This window comes from Polaromonas aquatica, from assembly GCF_050626995.1.
In the GTDB taxonomy this organism is placed as follows: Bacteria; Pseudomonadota; Gammaproteobacteria; order Burkholderiales; family Burkholderiaceae_C; genus Polaromonas; species Polaromonas aquatica_A.
The window spans coordinates 2,528,392-2,551,077 of the sequence record NZ_CP192467.1; the positions used below are offsets into that span (position 1 = coordinate 2,528,392).

The window sequence follows — 22,686 nt, forward strand, 5'->3', positions numbered from 1 at the left end:
TTGCCGGTAGTGGGCGTGACAGTTCCTCAGGACGCGCTGGATTTCATTCCGGTACCTTGTTTGGACCGTTGCTGCATTGCAACATGTGATCCTCCTGACGGGATTTCCAGCCTCTTTTTGCTATGGTTTTAGTAGCTGATCAGGCCGTCCCCTATTGGAGAAGGGCGAAACAGGGTGAGGTTTTGGGCCTGCCTCCCTATTGATGGTGTGCGAGAAGCCCCTAGACTGGCGATTCTAGGGAAAACCCTTATATTGAGATCATGGTTACACCCAGCACCCTTTTAAGAGCATCCTATAACGCGAGCAAAGAGTTCTTTCGCCCGCCTGCGGAAGAGCACGCCCTCAAGGCGCCTGCAGCGCCTCATGTCCAGCCCGTCATGGTTCCCATCCGATCTCTCGGCCCCAGCCACGGGGAGCGCATTGCCACCCATCTGCTGGCGCTGAACGAGCACGACCGCTATCTGCGGTTTGGGTATTCAGCCAGCGACGAGCAGATCCGCCGTTATGTGGACGGGCTCAACTTCGAGCGCGATGAAATCTTCGGCATTTACAACCGCAAGTTGCAACTGATTGCCATGGCGCACCTGGCGCACACGACCGACCCCAATCTCAGGAGCTGCGCCGAGTTCGGCGTTTCCGTGCTGGCGCAGGCTCGGGGCCGCGGTTATGGGGCGCGCCTGTTTGACCGTGCGGTCATGCATGCCCGCAACAACGGCGTCGACATGATGTTCATCCACGCGCTGAGTGAAAACACCGCCATGCTCAACATCGCGCGCAAGGCCGGCGCCATCATCGAACGCGACGGCTCTGAAAGCGAGGCATACCTCAAGCTGCCACCGGCCGACCTGGATTCGCGCATGACCGAAATGGTCGAGGAGCAGATCGCCCAGACCGACTACCGCCTTAAGGTCCAGGCCAAGCAGTTCTGGGACATGCTGGCGCTGGTGCAGGAGGTACGCCAGGGCGTTCGCGATGGGCGGGACCGGATGCCGATGTGATCGGCCCTGATTCGCCCCGAATCGATGAAGTCCGGATCATTGGACGCAGCGATGAACACAGACCGCTATCAATTCAGTAGCTGCTTGCGCCTGTATTTATTGGCCGAAAAGCTCAAATCTTCCTAGAAACTGAATCGCCCGGCAACAATCCGGCAGGGTGCCGGCCAACACAGTCCCTGCAAAACGCGCGCTGTTTCCGCGAATGAAAGGCGGCACACACGCACCGCACGGTCAAGGATTTCAGCTATCCTTACCCCCTTCACAACTACCGACCGCCATCACGTGTCCGACGTTCCCCCTAGTCGGTCTTCCAGGCCAGAAGACAAACGCGGCTTTTTGCAAAAGCTCGCTGAAATGCTCCACCCCGGTCCCGACTCGAAAGACGAGTTGATCGAGACCCTGGTGGAGGCCCAGGATAATGACGTCATTGGCGCCCAGAGCCGCGAAATGCTCGAGGGCGTGATCCGCATGGCCGACATGACGGCCGGCGATGTGATGGTGGCCGCGCCGCGCATGGATGTGATCAACATCGACGCACCGTTTGACGAGCTGCTGCACCTTGTGATCGACACCGCCCACTCGCGTTTTCCCGTTTATGAAGGCGAAAAGGAAAACATCCTCGGCATCCTGATGGCCAAGGATCTGCTCAAGCTGCAGCGCGCGCCTGAACTCAACATCAAGGCCCTGCTCCGGCCCGCTGTCTTCGTGCCGGAGAGCAAAGGGCTTAACGACCTGCTGCGCGAATTCCGCGGCAACCGCAACCACCTTGCCATCGTCATTGACGAATTCGGCCGGGTGGCCGGCCTCATCACGATTGAAGACGTGCTCGAGCAGATCGTCGGCGAGATCGAGGACGAGTTCGACATTGCCGAAGACGAAGGCGACATCTTCGGCCTGAGCGACCATACTTACCGCGTCAGCGGCGACACCTCCATCGAGCGCGTCAACGAGGCTTTCGGCGTGACGCTGCCCGAGACCGACTTCGATACCATCGGCGGGCTGGTCGCACATGAGATGGGGCATGTTCCCAAGCGCGGCGAGCATTTCGCGCTGGCAGGCCTGCAGTTCACGGTGCTGCACACCAAAGGTGGGGCCGTACGCTGGTTCAAGGTATCGCCGGTTAACGCCGGCGTCTGATAACGAATTCAAGAAAAAAGGGCGGGCTGACTATGGGACGGGATTCGATTCAAAGCATGATGTCCCATCTCCCGACCTTGCCGGCGCTGCTTGAGCACGCACGCAACCCGCCGCCGCGCAAGGGCATTTCTCCGTTCCAGATCGCTATTATTTTGATAGCTGGTTGCGCCCATGCGGCAAGCATGGCGTGGCCTTTTGACTTCGGCTTTGCACAGGGCCGGCCCCTGTGGTGGCTGCAGCTGCTGTCGCTTTTCCTGTTTGCGGCGCAACTTGACAGCTGCCGTTCATGGAAACGCGCCGCCTGGATGGGCGGGCTCTTCGGCACGGCGATGCTGTGCAGCACCTTCTGGTGGCTTTTCATCTCCATGCACTACTACGGCGGGCTGGCTGCGCCGCTGACCGTTTTGGCCGTCCTCCTGCTCGCCGTCTTTCTGGGGCTTTACTACGCAGCGGCCAGCGCGTTCTTCGTGAAGCTTGCGCCCAGGCGCAGGCTCCCACGCGCCGCGGTGTTTGCAGCCTTCTGGTTGCTGGCAGAGCTGGCCCGGGTCGAATTCTTTACCGGCTTTCCCTGGGGAGAGGGCGGCTATGCCCACGTCGACGGCTGGGCCAGGCCGCTGGCCGCGTGGGTAGGCGTGCACGGGCTGACTTTCCTGGCCGCGCTGGTTGCCGCCTGGCTGGCGATGACCCTGCGCGCATCCCATGTGCAGTGGGTGAACGTTGTCGGCATTGCGGCCGTCAGTGTGGTGGTGAGCTACCTCCCGGTGCAGGGCGGCTGGCCTGACGACACCACCACCCACCCGGCCGAACCGCTGGGCGTCGCGCTGTTGCAGGGCAACATTCCCCAGAATGAAAAATTCCAGCCGGGTACAGGCGTGGCCACTGCCTTGCGCTGGTACGGCGAGCAGCTGCGCGATGCAAAAGCGCCCTTGGTGGTGGCCCCTGAAACCGCCATCCCCATGCTGCCCCAGCAATTGCCCGCAGGGTATTGGCAGGCATTGCAGGCGCGTTTTACTGCCGGCAACCAGGCTGCGCTGATCGGCCTGCCGCTGGGCAGTTCCCAGGCCGGATATGCCAACTCGGTAGCCGGCTTCAAACCCGGGCAACCGGAGCCTTACCGATTCGATAAACATCACCTGGTGCCTTTCGGCGAGTTCATCCCGGCGGGATTCAGGTGGTTTATCGACATGATGCAGATCCCGCTGGGCGACTTCAATCGCGGCGCAGTCGGCCAGGCTTCGTTCGAGTGGAAAGGCCAGCGGCTGGCGCCCAACATTTGCTACGAAGATCTTTTCGGCGAGGAGCTCGGTGCGCGCTTTACCGACCCGGCGCTTGCCCCGACCATCTTTGTCAATGTCAGCAACATTGCATGGTTTGGCAATACGGTGGCGATCGACCAGCATCTGCAGATCTCCCGCATGCGTGCGCTGGAGTTCAGCCGTCCGATGATTCGTGCCACCAACACTGGCGCCACGGTCATCATCGACCATCAGGGCAAGGTCACGCATTCGCTGGAGCGACACACGCGCGGCGTGCTCATCGGCGAGGTGCAGGGCCGCAATGGCATCACGCCCTACGCCCAGTGGGTGTCCCGCTACGGCCTGTGGCCGCTGTGGGCGCTGGGGCTGGGCGTGGGCGTATTGGCGCTGGTGTTCCGTCGAAGGTAGCTGGCACACCCCTATCGGAGCTCACTGCGTGTAGCCCCTTTTCCCCTTGCAGGGGACGGCGCCTGCAGCCTGGCAAAGCCAGTTCCGCGGCCCCCACTGGCTGAGGGGTGACGCGGAGAGCGTCGTGCTCAGTGCGTTGATGCCATCACGTTGTGGAGCAACTCCGGCAGCATTTCCAGCATGCGCTGCGCATCCTGCCCTGGCGGGGTGCTGGTTGCAAAATACATCTGGAGCGGCGCCTGGGCAAAATCATGCAGCGGCACCGCGGTCAATGATTGGAGGTCCAGGTTGCTGGCTGTGAGGAAGTCCACCACCGTCCAGCCCATTCCGCGTTTGACAAGTTCCAGCGCCAGCCTTGAGGTCTGTACCTGCAGGCCAGCGGGTGCGCTCAGGCCCAGGTGGCGGGCGAGCTCGTCAATTGACTGGCACATCGGGTCCTCACCCACCAGACGGATCAAGGGCATGCTGGCCAGGAACGACATCGGGTTCTGGCGCCTTGCCTTCACGGCCCGCTGCCAGATGTCGCGTGTGACGGCCAGGTAGAGCGGGCCGCTGACCAGCGTGGCGCTGGTCAGCAGCGGGTGAGGGTGTTCATAAAAGCCGAGGGCAAAGTCCACGCTGCGCGTCAGCAGCGCTTGCACCATCTGGTCCTGGTGCAAGGTTCGGACCTCCACGCGCACGCGCGGGTAGCGCGCCATGTGCTTTTCCAGCACCAGCGGCAAAAACTCGTGGCTGACAGATGGAATGGCTGCAAGCCGCACCTGGCCGCCGGCCGACTGTCGCAGGTTGACGGCGATGCGTTTGAGCCCGTCCAGCTTCTGGTGGATCAGCGTGGACTCTTCAAACAGCACGCGCGCCTCGGGGGTGGGAGCCAGTGCCCCCTTGCCGCGGGTGAAGAGCTTGTAGCCCAGCTGCAATTCTGTGTGGGCAATCGTCTTGCTGACCGCGGACGGTGTGATGCAGATCAGCCGTGCGGCGGCACTCATGTTGCCGGTCTGCATCACCGCCTGGAAGACTTCGAGTTGCCTGAGGTTCATGTCGCTGTGGATCCCGTTGCCGATCACCGGTGATGCATGGGCTATGTCGAGGTGTGAGTTTTATTCACACCCCTCGTTACATTATGCATCGCCGAGCTCTGCTGGCGTCGCTACGATGGGCCACCTTTGGTCGAAGGGCCGGGGAATCGTGGTACGCGCGGGCAAAAAATCTGCGGATAGTTACCTGCCGTGCCAAAAACCGAACAAATTCCATTTTCTTGGAGACATGCATGCAATTAACTTCAACATTTCGTCACATGGGTGCGACCCTTGGCCTGGTGGCCTTCACTGCGCTCGGCGTGCCCGCGCTGGCCCAAACCGCCAAACCCAACGTCGTGATCCTGGCCACCGGCGGCACCATCGCCGGTGCCGGCGCTTCGGCCCTGAACAGCGCGACGTACGCCGCCGCCAAGGTGCCGGTCGACAAGCTGCTGGCCGGTCTGCCCGAGCTGGCCAATGTGGCTAACGTGAAGGGCGAACAGGTCTCGCAAATTGCTTCCGAAAGTTTCACCAACGACAACCTCATGAAGCTGGGCAAGCGCATCTCGGCGCTGGTCAAACAGTCCGACGTGGATGGCATCGTCGTCACCCACGGCACCGACACGCTGGAAGAAACCGCCTACTTCCTGAACCTCGTGATCCGCACCGGCAAACCCATCGTGGTCGTCGGCTCCATGCGTCCCGGCACGGCCCTGTCGGCCGACGGCGCGCTGAACCTCTTTAACGCCGTGAGCGTGGCCGCCAGCAAGGACGCAGCCGGCAAGGGTGTGCTGGTCACCATGAACGATGAGCTGCAGAGCGGGCGCGACGTCGCCAAGACCATCAACATCAAAACCGAAGCTTTCAAGAGCCAGTGGGGCCCGCTGGGCATGGTGGTTGAAGGCAACAATTACTGGTTCCGTGCGCCTGTAAAGCGCCACACCGCGCAGTCCGAGTTCAATATCGACGAGTTCGAGGCTCTCGCGCCTGTGGACATCGTCTACGGTTACGGCAACGTGCCGCGTGCCACGGTGGATGCCGTCGGCAAAACCGCCATCAAGGCCTTGATCCATGCCGGCACCGGCAATGGCTCGGTGGCTGACCGCGTGGTGCCTGCGCTGCAGGAAGTCCGCGCCAAGGGCATCCAGGTCGTGCGCTCTTCGCGTGTGCCTGAAGGCTTTGTGCTGCGTAATGCCGAGCAGCCCGACGACAAGTACGACTGGGTGGTCGCGCATGACCTGAACCCCCAAAAGGCCCGTATCCTGGCCGCTGTGGCGCTGACCAAAAACCTGAGCAGCAAGGAACTGCAGCGCGTCTTCTGGCAGTACTGAGCCAGTCCGGGTCTTCCGGACGCTTGCGCCATTCCGGCGCAGAAAAAACGGAAACCCAATCAAAAGGGCGATGCCGCAACCGGCATCGCCCTTTTTTGTGCTGGGTTGCCTTCGCATGCCGACCCCGGCAGCCCCGGCGCCCGCGCGCCGCCGCCGCGTAAAATGAACGGTTTCGCAGAGCCGTCCGGTGCGGCCCTGCCTCTCCGGCGCCCAAACGGGCGCCGCGCTTTTGTCTTGAACCCATTCCTATGCTCACTTTCCAGCAAATCATCTTGAAGCTGCAGTCCTACTGGGCTGACCAAGGCTGCGCGCTGCTTCAGCCTTACGACATGGAAGTCGGCGCCGGCACCTCGCACACCGCCACCTTCCTGCGCGCCTTGGGCCCCGAGCCCTGGAAAGCCGCCTACGTGCAGCCCAGCCGCCGCCCCAAGGACGGCCGCTACGGCGAGAACCCCAACCGGTTGCAGCACTATTACCAGTACCAGGTGGTGCTCAAACCCGCGCCCGCCAACATCCTGGAGCTTTACCTCGGTTCGCTCGAAGCACTGGGCTTTGACCTCAAGAAGAACGACATCCGCTTCGTTGAGGACGATTGGGAAAACCCCACGCTGGGCGCCTGGGGCCTGGGCTGGGAGGTCTGGCTCAATGGCATGGAAGTCACACAGTTCACCTACTTCCAGCAAGTCGGCGGCATCGACTGCAAACCCGCCACCGGCGAAATCACCTACGGCCTGGAGCGCCTGGCCATGTACCTGCAAGGCGTGGACAACGTCTACAACCTGACCTGGACCGAAGGCCCCGATGGCTCAAAACTCAGCTACGGCGACGTTTACAAACAAAACGAAGTCGAGCAGTCCACTTACAACTTCGAGCACAGCGACGCCGACTTTTTATTCACCGCTTTCACCGCGCATGAAAAGCAGGCCAAGCACCTGATTGAAGTACAACTGGCCCTGCCGGCTTACGAGCAAGTGCTGAAAGCGGCGCACAGCTTCAACCTGCTGGACGCCCGCGGCGCCATCAGCGTGACCGAACGCGCCGCCTACATCGGCCGCATCCGCAATCTGGCCCGCGCTGTAGCCCAAAGCTATTACGAAAGCCGCGAGCGCCTGGGCTTCCCGATGGCGCCGCGCGAGTGGGTTGACCAGATGCCCAAGAAGGCCGCCTGAGGTTTCACCCCTCACTTTGCAGCCGTCCTCCGATGCCCACCATCTTTTCCCATATTGCCGTCCCCATTGCCGCCGCGGTGGCACTAGGCAGCAAGCGGATACCGCCCTCCATGGTGCTGGCGGGCATGGTGGCGGCCATCCTTCCAGACTTTGACGGCATTGCATTCAAGCTCGGCATCCATTACGGCGGCATCTGGGGGCATCGCGGCTTTACCCATACCCTGGGCTTTGCGCTCGTTATGGGCCTCGTTGGCTGGTGGCTGGCGCGGCACTGGAAGCTGCCGCCGTGGCAGGGCTATGCGTGGATCGCACTTTGTGTGTTTTCGCATCCTTTGCTGGACACCCTGACCAACGGCGGTGTAGCCATCCCGCTCTACTGGCCATTCTCAGACCTGCGATTTTTCAGCCCCTGGCGGCCCGTTGAGGTCTCACCGGTCTCCTTTTCCCGATTTTTCACGCAACGCGGTGCCGACGTGCTGCTCAACGAGGCCACAACCATCTGGTTCCCCCTGATGACCGCGGCCCTGGCAATTTTTGCGCTCCGACATTCCCGAAAAAACCCATGAACGCTTCCCAAAACCTTCTCGTAGAACTGTTTGTCGAAGAGCTGCCACCCAAGGCGCTGAAAAAACTCGGCGATGCCTTTGCCGACGTGCTATTCGAGCAGCTCAAAGCCCAGGGCTTGACCGCCGCTGAGTCAGTGCTCACCGCATTTGCCTCGCCACGCCGCCTGGCCGCGCATGTCACGGCGGTCACCACGCACGCCGCCGACAAGGCTGTATCGCAAAAACTGATGCCGGTGGCGGTGGGGCTGGACGCGTCGGGCAATGCCACGCCCGCCTTGCTCAAAAAGCTGCAGGCCTTGGGCGCCGACGCATCGGCCGTGGCCGGCCTCAAGCGCGCGCCCGATGGCAAGGCCGAGGCGCTGTTCTACGACAGCACCGTCAAGGGCGCGACGCTGGCCGAGGGCTTGCAGAAAGCCGTGCTCGAAGCAATTGCCAAACTGCCGATTCCCAAGGTCATGACTTACCAGCTGGCCGACGGCTGGAGCGATGTGAAGTTTGTGCGTCCCGCCCACGGCCTGGTCGCGCTGCACGGCAGTGACGTGGTGGCCATCGAGGCACTGGGCCTGAAAGCCGGCAACGCCACCCACGGCCATCGCTTTGAAGCGGCCATCGACCCGGTGGTGCTGAAAGACGCTGACAGCTACGCCGCTACGCTGCAAAAAGATGGCGCAGTGATCGCCAGCTTTGCCGCGCGCAAGGCGGAGATCGTCAAACAACTGGCTGCGGCCGCAGCCAAGGTCGGCGGCGGCGTCAAGGCGATTGACGATGATGCTTTGCTTGATGAAGTGACCGCGCTGGTCGAGCGACCCAACGTGCTGGTCTGTGAGTTTGAAAAAGAGTTCCTCGGCGTGCCGCAAGAATGCCTGATCCTCACAATGAAGGCCAACCAGAAATACTTTCCGCTGCTCGATGCCTCGGGCAAGCTCACCAACAAGTTCCTGGTCGTCAGCAACATCAGCCCCAGCGATGCGAGCGCGGTGGTCGGCGGCAATGAGCGCGTGGTGCGCCCGCGCCTGGCGGATGCCAAGTTCTTCTTCGACCAGGACCGCAAGAAAACACTGGCTTCGCGCGTTGAAGGCCTGGGCAAGATTGTTTACCACAATAAGCTTGGATCGCAGTTGGATCGAATGGCTCGTGTGCGTGAGATTGCCGAGGTCATTGCAACACGACTTAACCCTCAGATAGCGACTAATGTTCGGCTTGCAGCAGAGTTGGCTAAGACCGATTTGGTCACTGACATGGTTGGCGAGTTTCCTGAGCTGCAAGGCACGATGGGTCGCTACTACGCGCTCAATGATGGCCTCAGTCCCGACGTGGCCGATGCCATTGAAGACCACTACAAGCCACGTTTTGCGGGTGACGAACTGCCTCGCAATCAAGTCGGCGTCGTGGTGGCACTCGCTGACAAACTTGAAACTTTGGTTGGCATGTTCGGCATCGGAAATTTACCGACCGGCGACAAAGACCCATTCGCGTTGCGTCGTCACGCCTTAGGCGTAATTCGGATGTTGGTGGAAAAGGACCTTCCGATAGAGCTAACGGCTTTGATTGAAGGCTCCATACCCGCATTTCTTGGGTTGGTTTCAGATGTTACGACTCCTTTGTCGGACTTCATCTACGACCGCCTCGCGGGCTCCCTGCGCGAGCAGGGCTACAGCGCGCAAGAGGTCGATGCCGTGCTGGCGCTCAAGCCCCAACGCCTGGGCGATGTGGCCAAGCGGTTGGCAGCCGTGCGCGCTTTTGCTGCCTTGCCCGAAGCGCCCGCTCTGGCAGCGGCCAACAAGCGTGTCGGCAACATCCTGAAGAAGGCCGAAGGCACGGTTGACGCGGCCGTGAAACCTGAGCTTCTGCAGGAAGCGGCCGAAAAATCACTCGCTGACGCACTGAAGGCCGTGGGACCCAAAGCCGAAGCCGCTTTTGCTTCCGGCGATTACGCTGCCTCGCTGCAGGCGCTGGCGGCCCTCAAGGCGCCCGTCGACGCGTTCTTCGACGGCGTGATGGTCAATGCCGAGGATCTGGCGCTGCGCGCCAACCGCCTGGGACTGCTCGCTACCTTGCATCAAGCCATGAACCGTGTAGCTGACCTTTCAAAGCTGGCGGCGTGATGAGCCCCACGCTCCGCACTTCGTGTCGCCGCAGCCCCCCGAGGGAGGCTGGCCGGCCTTGGGGCGGTCCGGCGGCCGGTCGCTCTTTTTGGTAAGGTAAGACACCATGAAACTTGTCATCCTCGACCGCGACGGCACCATCAACAGCGACAGCGACGATTTCGTCAAGACGCCGGACGAGTGGCTGCCGTTGCCGGGGGCGCTGGAGGCGATTGCGCGGCTCAACCATGCGGGCTGGCACGTGGTGATCGCGTCCAACCAGTCGGGCCTGGGCCGGGGCTTGTTTGACGTGGCTTCGCTCAATGCCATGCACGCCAAGATGCACAAGATGCTCGCAGCTGCCGGCGGGCGTATCGATGCGGTGTTTTATTGCCCGCACAGCCCCGAAGAAAGCTGCACCTGCCGTAAGCCGCTGCCGGGTCTCTTTGAGCAGATCGGCGAGCGCTTTGGTGTGCCGCTCAAGGGCGTGCCTACGGCGGGGGACTCGCTGCGTGACCTGCAGGCCGGCGCGGCTGCCGGCTGTGAGCCGCACCTGGTGCTGACGGGCAAGTCGGCGCGCTACCGCAGCGGTGGCCAGCCTGAAGGCTTGCCGGAAGGCACCCGGCTGCATGCGGATTTATCGGCGTTTGCCGACTACATCCTGGAACGCAGCGCCCAGCCCCTGCAAGTGGCGGTGTAGAAGTTGCTATGTAAATGATAGCTACTTGCGCCCGTTATACAAGGCGATGAGCATTAAAGTACTCTGAAAATCGCTGCATCCCTGCTCCACAACCTGCCCGACACCGAAAATTCTGATATGCGCCTGATCCGATCAATCCTTCACCTGCTGTGGATGTCCATCACGGTTGTCCCCTGGGCTACTTTCGTGGTCATTGCCTCCCTGTTCGTCAGCAGCAACACCATGTACTGGATGTGCGCGGCGTGGCTGCGCGTGGCGGTCAGCGGCGGCACCTTTATCCTGGGCATCAAAAACCGGGTCACCGGCATGGAGAACCTGCCCACAGGCCAGACCAGTGCCGCCGTGCTGCTGCTCAAGCATCAAAGCACCTGGGAAACCCTGTGCATGCCCACGTTGATGCCCCATCCGCTGGCCTACGTTTTCAAAAAAGAACTGCTCTACGTACCGTTTTTCGGCTGGGCGATGGCGCGCATGGACATGATCCACATCGACCGCAGCCAGCGGTCGCAGGCTTTCAACAAGGTCGTTGTACAGGGCAAGCGCCTGATGGCGCAGGGCACCTGGGTCATCATGTTCCCTGAAGGCACCCGCATTCCGCGAGGCCAGAAGGGCGTTTATAAATCAGGCGGTACGCGTCTGGCCATCGAAACCGGTGCACCAGTGATCCCGATTGCGGTGACCTCGGCCAAATGCTGGCCGCGCAAGGCCTTCATCAAGACACCCGGTATCGTCGACATCTCCATCGGCAAGCCCATCGACAGCACCGGCCGACAGCCTGACGAACTCATGCGCGAGGTCGAGAACTGGATCGAAGCCGAAATGCGCCGGCTGGACCCCGAGGCTTATGCCGGCGAAGTGGCCGCCGTGCCCGCCACGCCCGTCGCGCCCAATACCTGAGCGGCCAACCGGCCCATACCGTCCAGCTAAACTGCCATGATGCAACGGCTTCTTCAGTTCACGCTCGATCTGTTTGATTCCGCGCCGGCGCCGGCTGGCGCCGCCAGTGGCCCAAAAACCAGAAAAAACAAGCCAAAAAGGCCTGTAGCCCCAGTAAAGTCTGCGCAACCAGCTATCGAAAACATAGCGGAATCTGAATTTGTCGGTCCCCGGCTTCCCGCTCAAACTCTGCAGCAGGCCCTGGCGCCGGCCACCTTTCGCCACCCGCGTGCCGCGCGTGAGACCGTCCTCGACGGCATTTTGGTGGCCTATGAATTTCGCCGCAGCAAACGCAAGACCATCGGCTTTTCCGCCGGCGCCGACGGCCTCACGGTCAGTGCGCCCAAATGGGTGCCGCTGTATGAAATTGATAAGGCCGTGCTGGAGAAATCCAGCTGGATCCTGGCCAAGCTGCAGGAAACCCGAGCGCGCCACCAGCGGCTGGAGTCCGCACGCATTGACTGGAAGGACGGCACCACGCTGCCTTTCCTGGGCGAGCAGGTCATTGTCGTGATCGACCCGCGGCACGCCTTTGGCGGTGTCGGCGCAGAACTCAAAACCAGAACCAGCACCGCCGAAGTGCTGCTGCAGGGCAATGACGACGCGGCCAATGGCACCCTCCCCGGGGTGGCGCAGCTGACGCTGCATGTGGGCCTGCCCCACCATGCCACGCCCGAGCAGATCCGCGATGCCGTGCAGGCCTGGTTGATGCGCCAGGCCAAGCGTATCTTTACCGAGCGGTTGAACCATTTCGCGCCCCACTTGGGGGTGCAGTGGCGCAAGCTCAGCCTTTCCAGCGCCGGAACCCGCTGGGGCAGCGCCAGCGCCGATGGTTCCATCCGGCTGAACTGGCGGTTGATCCACTTCAAGCAGTCGGTGATCGACTATGTGGTGGTTCATGAACTGAGCCACTTGCGCGTCATGGACCACAGCCCGCGGTTCTGGGACACCGTGCGCGCGGTGGTGCCCGACTACGCCGAGCTGCGCGGCCAGCTCAAGGACGAAGCGATTCCCCGCTGGTAAACCCGCACTGCGGTGCCCGGGACCCCATTTTTGCGGTCCGTCAAAGGGTACAAATCACAGTATTGCGGCGATTTTTTACTTGGTAATATGAGAAAACGCCAAAAAGCCAAGAAAAGACAGGGATTGACTCCGTGTACCTGAAGTCCACATGAACGACAAACTCATACTTGTAGTTGAAGACAATCCGGATCACCTGGAGCTGACCGTACTCACGCTCGAAGAACAGGGCGTCACCGCCGATATTGCCGTCGCCCGGGACGGGGTCCAGGCACTGGACTTTCTTTTTGGCCAGGGTGCCCATGCCGGGCGCGATACGCAAAAGCAGCCGGCGTTCATCCTGCTAGACATGAAGCTGCCCAAACTATCCGGCCTGGATGTGCTGCGCAGCGTGCGGGCCAATTCACTGACTGCGCTGGTACCGGTCGTCATGCTGACGTCTTCCAGTGAACGTTCCGACATCGTGGCGTGTTATCAGAGCGGGGCCAACGGGTTTGTTCGCAAGCCCGTCGACTTTGGCGGGCTGACCGAAAAGCTCAACCGGCTACAGGCGTACTGGCTGGGCGTCAATGAATCCATCGCGGCTGGTTGACATCCCGTGACGCACCGGTGGCCCAGAATCACCAGGTGCTGGTTCCTGCAGCGTTGATGCCATGAGCCCCCATATCACGCTTCGAACCCGCCTTGTCATGCTCGTGCTGGTGGCCATCGTGCCCATGTTCGGACTGTCGATTTTCAAGGCCGTGTACAACGCCGACATTGCTGTCGAGCGAGCCCGGGATGATCTGCAATTTGCCGCGTCGCTGACCGCATCCAGCCAGCAGCGCCTGGCAGAATCTGCGCGGCAGGTGCTGACAGCGATCGCTCACATGCCCGGCTTGAGGGACGGCAACGGTGCCCGTTGTGACCGTTACCTTGTAGAGCTCAACAAGCTGTTTCCGCTTTACGCCAATTTCGGCATGGTGGGAACGGACGGTTACGCGCTGTGTAACGGGCAGGAAGGCGTGAAACTGGGCTACCTGGGAGATCGCGCCTACTTCCGCAATGCCATGGAGCGGCGCAGCTTTGTGGTGGGCGAATATATCGTCGGACGTGCCACTGGCAGGCCCTCCATTTCATTTGCACTTCCTCTGCTGGACAAGGACGGGCGTGTTGAGGTCGTCGCCTATGCGTCGGTCGACCTGGCCGAAATGGCGAAGTCCACCATGGACATCCAGTTGCCCCCCGGCGCCGCCGTGGGAATACACGACCGCGGTGGGGTGCTGCTGGCCGGAAAGCCCGAGCTGCCCATCCGGATCGGGCAGGTGGCAAAGAGTCCCGTACTGAAGGCGGCAGCGCAGCAGATGCGCACCGGCACCGACGACGGCCCGGACGGCGCCGGGCAGCGCCGTGTATGGGCTTTCACGCCCAGCAGCGCCGATGCCAACGCCGCTTTTTTTGTGGCGGTCAGCATGGACCACCAGCTGATTGTGGGTGCCAGCCGCGAGCAGCTTTGGCTTGAACTCGTGCTGTTGTCGCTTGTGGCATTTGTGGGGGGCGGCGTCGCCTGGATTATTGGCGGGCGCGCCATCGTGGCGCCCACCAGAAACATTCTGGAGGCTACCCGGCAGGTCGAGAACGGGCGGCTCGATGTGCGGATCCCGGTGGGCCGGGCTGACGATTTCGGGGAATTTGCCAGCATATCCAGGGGTTTCAATCGCATGGCGGAATCCCTGGAAAGGCATCGGAATGACCTTGAGGTTGAGCTGGCAAACAGCGAAGCTATTCAGCAGAAACTGCGGGATGCCCAGCGGCTGGGCCGCATCGGCTACTGGCAGCTTGACACTGCTACCAATGAGAGCTGGTGGTCCGATGAGGTGTACGAGGTCCTCGGGGTTGACCGTGCGACCTTCGACAGGACCCATGAGGGGTTCATGCAGCTGATCCATCCCGGTGACCGGGAGACCTTCAGGGCCAGGCGAGACCTGGCCGTTCAGACTGACCAGCCGCTGGACGTGGAATTCCGCATCGTCACCTCCGCCGGTGAGATTCGGTGGGTTCACCTGTTTGGCCGCGCTGATGATGTGCAACAGGGCAAAGGCGGGCTATCCGCGCAGAGACGGTCTGGCGTGATTCAGGAAATTACCGACCGAAAGCGTGCGGAGCTGGTGGTCGCGCGCAGCACCGAGCTGTTGAACAAGACGGGAGCGCTGGGGAAGGTCGGTGGATGGGAAGTCCTGGTTGACACAATGACGCCCTACTGGTCCGAGGAGATCTACCGCATCCACGAACTGGATCCGGCGGCCGGCCTGGGGATTGAGGAGGCGCTCAATTTTTATGCGCCCGAAGCCCAGCGCACCATCCGTTCCGTCGCCCAGGCTGCCTTGCAGCAGGGAACCGCATGGGACCTGGAGCTGCCGTTCATCACGGCAAAGGGCCGGCGCATCTGGGTGCGTACGCAGGGCCGTGCGCTGCAGCAGGACGGCAAAGTGGTGAGCCTGGTCGGCGTGCTGCAGGACATTACGGAGCAGCATGATGCGCAGGCCCACCTGCGCCTCCTGGAAACCGCCGTATCCCGGCTCAACGATATTGTGCTCATCACCGACGCCCAGCCTATCGATGGCCTCGGCCCGCGCATCATCTTTGTCAACGACGCTTTTGAGCGCCGCACCGGCTATACCCGTAAAGAGGTGTTGGGCAAAACGCCGCGCCTGCTCCAGGGGCCTAAAACGCAGCGCGACGAACTCGACCGCATCAAATCCTCGCTCCAGAAATGGGAGCCGGTGCGCGCCGAGCTCATCAATTACACCAAGAGCGGCGAAGAATTCTGGGCCGAACTCGATATCGTCCCGATCGCCGACGGCAAGGGCCGCTTTACCCATTGGGTGTCGGTGGAGCGCGACATCACCCGCCGCAAGCTGGCGGAGCAGGCGCTGGGCGAAAGCGAGCAGCGCTATGCGGCGCTCTTTGAGATGGGGCCCGTGCCGATGTGGGTCTTTGACACCGCCACCGCGCGGTTTCTCAATGTCAACAGGGCCGCAGTGGAGCGCTACGGATATTCGTACGATGAATTCCTGTCGATGACCATTTTCGACATTCGCCCTGAATCAGAGTACGACGCTTTGCGCAGTAATCTCGCCAGGAACGAGCCGGCGACAGATCCCAAAATCCTCTGGAAACACCGCAGCAAGGAGGGTGAGCTGTTTCCCGTCAGCGTGGTGGGCCGCCCCGTGCAGTACGGGGGCCACGCCGCGCGTTTTGTCGTGGCCCTGGACATGAGCGCCCAGGTCAAAGCCGAAAAAACCGCGCAGGAGCACCTGTTCACGCTGCAACGCGCGGCCGACGCCGCACAGGCCATTACGTGGCACCAGACGCTGGAAGATACGATGCGCGAAGTGGCCGAACAGGCCCGGGGTGTGATTGGCGCGCACCAGTCGATTGTCAGCCTCACCGTGAACAGCGATTGGGCCCAGGCCATCAATGCGCTGTCGCTGTCCGAGAAGTACGCGAAATACCGGGACCTGATCGAGCCACCCGACGGTACCGGTATTTATTCACTGGTTTGCCAGACCAACAGGTCCATGCGCATGACCCAGGCTGAGCTGGAAGCCCATCCACGCTGGCGCGGTTTTGGCAACTATGCCGACAAGCATCCCGTCATGCGCGGCTGGCTCGCCGTGCCCCTGACAAGCCGCGACGGCAAAAACATCGGGTTGCTCCAGCTGTCCGACAAATACGAAGGTGAATTCACGCAGGAGGACGAATATGTGGCGCTTGAGCTCGCCCAGCTGGCGTCCATTGCCATCCAGAACGCCCGCCTGATTGAAGAGGTCAGCCAGCTCAATACCGGACTGGAGCAAAAAGTGGCAGACCGCACACTGGCGCTGGAGCGTCAGCAGGCGCTCTTTCAGGCGCTGGCCGAGCAAGCGCCCCAGGTGGTGTGGACCAGCGACCCTGAAGGTGCCGCCACCTACTTCAACCGTGCCTGGTTTGACCTGGCGGGCGGCAAGATGGAGGACTGGACGGGCACGCAATGGTTTGCCGCCATCCACCCGGACGACCTCCCCGATATCAAGGCCCGCTGGCATGTAGCCAAGGCCACGCGTTCCCAATACACGGGCATACGGCGCGTGCTGGCCCGGGACGGCGTGCACACCATGTCTTACCGCGCATCACCTGTGCTGGACGAACAGGGGGAGGTGACATTCTGGGTGGGCATCGACGCCGACATCACCGAGATCAAGGCCATTGAAGCCGCCTTGCGCCTGTCCAACCAGGAGCTTGAAGCATTTTCGTATTCTGTCTCTCATGACCTGCGCTCGCCGCTCAACACCGTGGACGGCTTCAGCCGCCTGCTGGGCAAACACCTGGGTTCCAATGCCGGCGAAAGGGTGACGCACTACCTGGCGCGCATCCAGGCGGGTGTGGCACAGATGGGGCAGTTGATCGAAGATCTGCTGTCATTGGCGCAAGTGTCGCGCTCACCGCTGAACAACGCGGCGGTGGATTTGTCGGGCCTGGCCCGCACGATTGTCGATGAATGGCAGGTGCGCGATCCCGGGCGCAAGGTTGCGGTGAACATTGAAGAAGGGCTGAAAGCCTATGGCGACAGCCGTTTGGTCCGTGTGGTGATGGAAAACCTGATCGGCAATGCCTGGAAGTTCAGCGCCCAGCAACCCGTTGCGGAGATCGCCGTGGGCTGCCAGCTTGATGCCGCCGGGCTGCCGGAATTTTTTGTCGGGGACAACGGCGCCGGTTTTGACATGGCCTATGCCGACAAGCTCTTCACCCCGTTTCAACGCCTGCATGCAGTTTCTGAGTTCCCCGGTACCGGTATAGGCCTTGCCACCGTCAGCCGGGTCATCAAACGGCATGGCGGCAGGATATGGGCCGAGGCAGCCCCGGGTAAAGGAGCGAGGTTTTTCTTCACCCTGCCTACTTCACCACTCTCGGCCTGATACCTGATGCCTGATGGTCGATGGAGGCTCCCATCCTGTATGCCGGGCTTAATAAGCGGGCAAGTGAGTCGAATTGATTAAAATGCACAAAATGAAACATTCCCTCCACCCTGCGGTCTGCCATGGCGCGTGAACCCAAGTCCTTCGAGGCCGCTATCACGGCTGCGGATTTCTCCAGCGAGGATTACTGCGGCACCAGCTATGCAGCCAAGCTTCTGGGGCTGTCCGTTGCGACTGTGCAGTCCCTGGTTGAAAAAGGGGAGATCGAGGCGTGGAAGACGCTGGGTGGGCACCGCCGCATTGCCCTTCAGTCCATCAATGCCTACCTGGCGAAAAACAGCCCACAGCTGTCGCGTGTCGACACCGACCCCAAAAGCCGCCTTCGGGTGCTGATGGTGGAGGATGACGAAGACACCCGCGAGCTGTACCGCTGCCAGTTTGAAGACTGGGACCTGCCGGTTGATTGCACCTGGATGCCCTCCGCCCTGGAGGCCATGATGGACATTGCCAGCATGCGGCCTGACCTGCTGATCACCGACCTGTCCATGCCCGGCGTGGACGGTATTGAAATGCTCAAGGCACTCAAGCGCAATGTGCAGCTGGCTGACATGCAGATCGTTGTCATCAGCGGCCTGCCGCCCGACGCCATTGCGGAACGCGGAGGCCTTCCACCCCATGCCCACCTGCTGAAAAAACCCGTCAACTTTGAATGGTTGCACGGTTACCTCACCGCGCTGGTGACGGCTAACCGGAAGTGGCGTAGTTAAGCCCCCACGCTTTTCACTTCGCCTTCGGCTTCGTGTAATGCGCTGCCCCCCGAGGGGGCGCTGCGCCTGCGGCCCGGCAAAGCCGGTTCCGCGGCCCCGGCTGGTAAAGAAGGGGTCCCACGGTCACTCATTCTTATGTGCCGAATCGGGCTGCAGGCCAATAGGAACGAGCGCGAGCAGCTACTAAAAACATAGCGCCCGTCCTGGCCCCGCTTACGGACTAACGCTAAACCGGTAAATCCCATCGGCGTCCAGCCGGCGCGTCAACTTTTCGCCAAACCACAGCGCGTGCAGGTGTGCCACGGCTTCGCCCATGGCGAAGGTGGTCTGGTGCAGGTCCAGCTTGCGGGGGAACATGATGGGCAGGATGTCCGCCGCGCTGCAGGGTGCGGTGGTGCAGGCCTGCATGACCTCGGCCAGGCGGTCGCGGTGGTGGTCGTGCAGCTGGCCTATGCGGGTGTGCAGGCCGCGAAAGGGTTTGCCGTGCGACGGCAGCACCAGCGTGTCTTCGGGTAGCGGCAGGAATTTGTCGATGGATTCCAGGAACAGCGTGAGCGCGTTCGATTCCGGCTCCATGTCGTACACACTGACATTGGTTGAGATGCGCGGCAACACCATGTCGCCGCTGATCAAGGTGTTCAACTCTTCGCAGTGCAGCGCGATGTGCTCGGGCGCATGGCCGTAGCCGCTGATGCAGCGCCAGTCGCGCCCGCCGATACGCACCGCCATGCCATCCATGATGCGGACGTAGCTCGCCGGCACGGCTGGCACCATGCCGGGGTAATAGCTGGAGCGGCCGCGGATTTTCTCGACGGATTCCGGATCCACCAGCCCGTGCGCGGCAAAAAAACGTGCGGCGCTTTCCCCGCCGAAACCCGTGGTGCTTTGTGAGCCGATGCGGGCGGAAAGGTAGTCCGTGGCGCTGATCCACAACCTGCACAGGTGTTTGGGGGTGGTCCAGCGCTCACACAACCAGTGCGCCAGGCCGATGTGGTCGGGATGCATGTGCGTCACGATGACACGCAGCACCGGCAAACCTTCCAGCTGGGTGGCAAATATCGCCTCCCATTGCGCTTTGGATTCTTCCCGGCTGATGCAGCAGTCGACGATGGTCCAGCCCTGGATCCTTGTGCCCGGCGCATCCGGGTCTTCGATCTCATCGCGCAGCAACCACAGGTTGATGTGGTTCAGCGCGAAGGGCAGGGCCATGCGTATCCACTTGACGCCTGGCGCCACCTCCATCGTCATGCCCGATTCCGGCAGGCTGTCGCCAAAAGGGTAGTGGAGTTGCTGCTCGAGGAGGTTCATGGCATATTCACGGTATATTTGACGTTTACGTAAACGTCATACACAACCATTGTAGGGACCGCGCCTCTTTCGCGCTGTCGCCCGAGTTTCCCAGAGACCCATCATGGCCACCACCTACACCATCAGCGACCTGGCAAAAGAGTTTGACCTGACGACACGCGCCATGCGTTTTTACGAAGACATGGGCCTGCTGCAGCCCCAGCGCGAAGGGGCGGGCGGGCGCAACCGGGTCTACACCGCGCGTGACCGCACCCGCCTCAAGCTCACCCTGCGCGCCAAGCGCCTGGGCCTGTCGCTGGTCGAGGCCAAGGAAATCATCGACTCCTACGACAGCCCGCGCGACACCGCGCCGCAGCTCAAGAAATTTCTCGCCATCCTGACGGAGCATCGCAAAAAGCTCGAAGCTCAGATGCTTGACCTGCAGGCCAACCTCGACGAAATCCGCACCCACGAGAAAGAAGCCAAGGCCCTTCTCGCCAAGACCGAGAAGGCCAAGGCCGGCAAACCCTGAAGCGCTTTCGCTGGGGCTGATTGCCCCCGGGCCGGCGCGGGCAATCCCGGGCCGGACCACGCGGGCATCAAATACGTCATAATTGACGTTTACGTAAACGTCAACTCCGAAAACTCCGCGGAAGCCGCCTTCCGCACGTTTCAAAGGGCTTTCCATGGACGCCACCGCCGCCGCAAGCACTGCACCTTCAGCACTGTTCCAGCGTATCGAAGCCAGCTTCCTGCGCCAGGGCCTGATGCAGCACCTGGGTGCGCGCTTGCTGCGCGTGGAGCCGGGCCTGTGCGAGGTGGCCCTGCCTTATTCGGGGCGCGTGACACAGCAGCAAGGCGGTTTTCACGGCGGCGCCATGGGCGCGCTGGCCGACATCGCAGGCGGCTATGCCGCGCTGACGGTGGCCGCGGAAGATTCCGAAGTCACCACCGTCGAGTACAAAATCAATTTCATGGCCGCCTTCAAGGACGGCGAACTGCGCGCCATCGGCCGCGTCGCCAAGGCCGGCAAACGCATCATCGTCACCACAGCGGAAGTGACGCACGTCGGCGCCGGCGGCAAGGAAAGTGCCTGCGCCCTGATGCAGCAAACGCTGGTGCCCGTGCCCAAGACCTACTAACCCAATCCCGTCATACGACTTCAGAAAGCCCATCATGACCAACATGCCCGGACTCAACTTCATGCTCGGTGAAGACATCGACGCCCTGCGCGACGCCGTGCGCGAATTCGCGCAAGCCGAGATCGCCCCGCGCGCCGCCGAGATCGACCGCAACGACCAGTTCCCGATGGACCTGTGGCAAAAGATGGGTTCGCTTGGCGTGCTCGGCATCACCGTGGGTGAGGAATACGGCGGCGCCAACATGGGCTACCTCGCTCACATGATCGCCATGGAAGAAATCAGCCGCGCCAGTGCCTCGGTGGGCCTGTCTTACGGCGCGCACAGCAACCTGTGCGTCAATCAGATCAAGCGCAACGGCACCGATGAGCAGCGCAAAAAATACCTGCCCAAACTGATCACCGGCGAGCACGTGGGTGCGTTGGCCATGAGCGAGCCCGGCGCCGGCAGCGACGTCATCAGCATGAAGCTGAAAGCTGAAGACAAGGGCGGCTATTACCTGCTCAACGGCAGCAAGATGTGGATCACCAACGGCCCCGACGCCGACACCCTGGTGGTTTACGCCAAGACCGAGCCCGAACTCGGCGCGCGCGGCGTCACCGCCTTCCTGATCGAAAAAGGCATGAAGGGTTTTTCCGTCGCGCAAAAGCTCGACAAACTCGGCATGCGCGGCAGCCACACAGGCGAACTCGTCTTCAACAACGTTGAAGTGCCGGCCAGCCAGATCCTCGGCGGCCTCAACAGCGGCGCCAAGGTGCTGATGAGCGGCCTTGACTACGAGCGTGCCGTGCTCACCGGCGGCCCGCTGGGCATCATGCAGTCCGTGATGGACAACGTGGTTCCCTACATCCATGACCGCAAGCAGTTCGGCCAGAGCATCGGCGAGTTCCAGCTCATCCAGGGCAAGGTCGCCGACATGTACACCGTGCTGCAAGCCGGCCGTTCGTTTGCCTACACCGTGGCCAAAAACCTCGACATGCTCGGCACGGAACACGTGCGCCAGGTTCGCAAGGACTGCGCCTCCGTCATCCTCTGGTGCGCCGAAAAAGCCACCTGGATGGCCGGCGAGGGTGTGCAGATCTACGGCGGCAATGGCTACATCAACGAATACCCGCTGGGCCGCCTCTGGCGCGACGCCAAGCTCTATGAAATCGGCGCCGGCACCAGCGAAATCCGCCGCATGCTGATTGGGCGGGAGCTGTTCGCCGAGACGATGTAAGCCGAGCAGGCGAAAATACACCCATGACCACTTCGCTCCAAGACCTCTTTGCCCATAACCGCGCCTGGGCCGCGCAGATGGAAGCCGAGCGCCCGGGCTTCTTCACCAGCCTTGTCAAGCAGCAGACGCCCAGGTACATGTGGATAGGCTGCTCCGACAGCCGTGTGCCCGCCAACCAGATCACCGGGCTGGAGCCGGGTGAGGTGTTCGTGCACCGCAACGTCGCCAACATCGTCGTGCACTCCGACCTCAATGCGCTTTCCGCTATCCAGTTCGCGGTGGAGCGGCTCAAGGTCAAGGACATCATGGTCGTGGGCCACTACGGCTGCTCGGGCGTACAGGCTGCGCTCGAAGGTGCGCGCATTGGCCTGGCTGACAACTGGCTGCGCCACATCCAGGACGTGCGCCATCGCCACCGCCAGCTGCTCGACAGCCTGCCCGAAGACGTGCGTGCCCAGGCCCTGTGCGACATCAATGTGATTGAGCAGGTGGTCAACGTCTCGGTCAGCACCGTCATGGTCGACGCCTGGGCGCGCGGCCAGGAAGTCACCGTGCACGGCTGGGCCTTCGGTGTGCATGACGGCCTGCTGCAAGATCTGCAAATGAGTGTCTCGTCACCTGATGAACTCGACAAGCTCTACAGCAAGGCAGTCGACCGCGTGTGGGACTTGTGGACCGCGCGCGCCGGCGGCGGCATGCAGCAGCAACTGGTCTGA

General features: G+C 61.9%; 19 protein-coding genes. 17 read left to right on the forward strand and 2 right to left on the reverse strand.

Annotation, left to right across the window (positions count from 1 at the left end):
* The first annotated feature begins 260 nt into the window (after positions 1–260).
* From ACQ4MS_RS12060 to lnt, 3 genes are all read left to right on the forward strand, one after another.
* Positions 261–998, forward strand: coding sequence for a GNAT family N-acetyltransferase (locus tag ACQ4MS_RS12060; RefSeq protein ID WP_431094759.1), 738 nt, complete (start codon positions 261–263; stop codon positions 996–998).
* A gap of 354 nt (positions 999–1,352) precedes the next feature.
* On the forward strand, positions 1,353–2,135 hold the full coding sequence (locus tag ACQ4MS_RS12065) for an HlyC/CorC family transporter (protein WP_431099584.1): 783 nt from the start codon (positions 1,353–1,355) through the stop codon (positions 2,133–2,135).
* Positions 2,136–2,191: 56 nt separating this feature from the next.
* On the forward strand, positions 2,192–3,799 hold the full coding sequence (lnt, locus tag ACQ4MS_RS12070) for an apolipoprotein N-acyltransferase (protein ID WP_431094761.1): 1,608 nt from the start codon (positions 2,192–2,194) through the stop codon (positions 3,797–3,799).
* Positions 3,800–3,927: 128 nt separating this feature from the next.
* Here lnt and ACQ4MS_RS12075 read toward each other — a convergent pair whose 3' ends face one another.
* Positions 3,928–4,836, reverse strand: coding sequence for a LysR family transcriptional regulator (locus ACQ4MS_RS12075; protein WP_431094763.1), 909 nt, complete (start codon positions 4,834–4,836; stop codon positions 3,928–3,930).
* Positions 4,837–5,093: 257 nt separating this feature from the next.
* Here ACQ4MS_RS12075 and ACQ4MS_RS12080 point away from each other — a divergent pair, with 257 nt between their 5' ends.
* The 10 genes from ACQ4MS_RS12080 (at position 5,094) to ACQ4MS_RS12125 (ending at position 18,325) form a co-directional block, all read left to right on the forward strand.
* Positions 5,094–6,146, forward strand: coding sequence for an asparaginase (locus tag ACQ4MS_RS12080; protein ID WP_431094765.1), 1,053 nt, complete (start codon positions 5,094–5,096; stop codon positions 6,144–6,146).
* 248 nt (positions 6,147–6,394) lie between these two features.
* Positions 6,395–7,315 carry a glycine--tRNA ligase subunit alpha gene (gene glyQ, locus ACQ4MS_RS12085; protein WP_431094767.1) on the forward strand — a complete coding sequence of 307 codons (921 nt, stop codon included), beginning with the start codon at positions 6,395–6,397 and terminating at the stop codon, positions 7,313–7,315.
* Positions 7,316–7,347: 32 nt separating this feature from the next.
* Positions 7,348–7,881 carry a metal-dependent hydrolase gene (locus ACQ4MS_RS12090; RefSeq protein ID WP_431094769.1) on the forward strand — a complete coding sequence of 178 codons (534 nt, stop codon included), beginning with the start codon at positions 7,348–7,350 and terminating at the stop codon, positions 7,879–7,881.
* Complete coding sequence (gene glyS / locus ACQ4MS_RS12095) at positions 7,878–9,986, forward strand: glycine--tRNA ligase subunit beta (protein ID WP_431094770.1); 2,109 nt, start codon at positions 7,878–7,880, stop codon at positions 9,984–9,986. The genes ACQ4MS_RS12090 and glyS overlap by 4 nt, the downstream gene beginning before the upstream one ends.
* Before the next feature lie 106 nt (positions 9,987–10,092).
* The gene (gmhB, locus tag ACQ4MS_RS12100; protein ID WP_431094772.1) at positions 10,093–10,665 is read left to right on the forward strand and encodes a D-glycero-beta-D-manno-heptose 1,7-bisphosphate 7-phosphatase; all 573 of its coding nucleotides are present in this window, start codon (positions 10,093–10,095) and stop codon (positions 10,663–10,665) included.
* 117 nt (positions 10,666–10,782) lie between these two features.
* Positions 10,783–11,562, forward strand: coding sequence for a lysophospholipid acyltransferase family protein (locus tag ACQ4MS_RS12105; protein ID WP_431094774.1), 780 nt, complete (start codon positions 10,783–10,785; stop codon positions 11,560–11,562).
* 36 nt (positions 11,563–11,598) lie between these two features.
* Complete coding sequence (locus ACQ4MS_RS12110; protein ID WP_431094776.1) at positions 11,599–12,624, forward strand: M48 family metallopeptidase; 1,026 nt, start codon at positions 11,599–11,601, stop codon at positions 12,622–12,624.
* A gap of 148 nt (positions 12,625–12,772) precedes the next feature.
* On the forward strand, positions 12,773–13,213 hold the full coding sequence (locus tag ACQ4MS_RS12115) for a response regulator (protein WP_431094778.1): 441 nt from the start codon (positions 12,773–12,775) through the stop codon (positions 13,211–13,213).
* 61 nt (positions 13,214–13,274) lie between these two features.
* The gene (locus tag ACQ4MS_RS12120) at positions 13,275–17,558 is read left to right on the forward strand and encodes a PAS domain S-box protein (protein WP_431094780.1); all 4,284 of its coding nucleotides are present in this window, start codon (positions 13,275–13,277) and stop codon (positions 17,556–17,558) included.
* A 122-nt stretch (positions 17,559–17,680) separates the two neighbouring features.
* The gene (locus ACQ4MS_RS12125; protein ID WP_431094782.1) at positions 17,681–18,325 is read left to right on the forward strand and encodes a response regulator; all 645 of its coding nucleotides are present in this window, start codon (positions 17,681–17,683) and stop codon (positions 18,323–18,325) included.
* A gap of 213 nt (positions 18,326–18,538) precedes the next feature.
* On the opposite strand, the gene ACQ4MS_RS12130 is transcribed toward ACQ4MS_RS12125, so the two are convergent.
* On the reverse strand, positions 18,539–19,633 hold the full coding sequence (locus tag ACQ4MS_RS12130; protein ID WP_431094784.1) for an MBL fold metallo-hydrolase: 1,095 nt from the start codon (positions 19,631–19,633) through the stop codon (positions 18,539–18,541).
* Between the two features lie 103 nt (positions 19,634–19,736).
* On the opposite strand from ACQ4MS_RS12130, the gene ACQ4MS_RS12135 reads away from it, so the two are divergent.
* From ACQ4MS_RS12135 to can, 4 genes are all read left to right on the forward strand, one after another.
* Positions 19,737–20,144, forward strand: coding sequence for a MerR family transcriptional regulator (locus ACQ4MS_RS12135; RefSeq protein ID WP_007867394.1), 408 nt, complete (start codon positions 19,737–19,739; stop codon positions 20,142–20,144).
* A 154-nt stretch (positions 20,145–20,298) separates the two neighbouring features.
* Complete coding sequence (locus ACQ4MS_RS12140) at positions 20,299–20,754, forward strand: PaaI family thioesterase (RefSeq protein ID WP_431094786.1); 456 nt, start codon at positions 20,299–20,301, stop codon at positions 20,752–20,754.
* 34 nt (positions 20,755–20,788) lie between these two features.
* Complete coding sequence (locus ACQ4MS_RS12145) at positions 20,789–21,970, forward strand: isovaleryl-CoA dehydrogenase (RefSeq protein ID WP_431094788.1); 1,182 nt, start codon at positions 20,789–20,791, stop codon at positions 21,968–21,970.
* Positions 21,971–21,993: 23 nt separating this feature from the next.
* Positions 21,994–22,686, forward strand: coding sequence for a carbonate dehydratase (can, locus tag ACQ4MS_RS12150; RefSeq protein WP_431094790.1), 693 nt, complete (start codon positions 21,994–21,996; stop codon positions 22,684–22,686).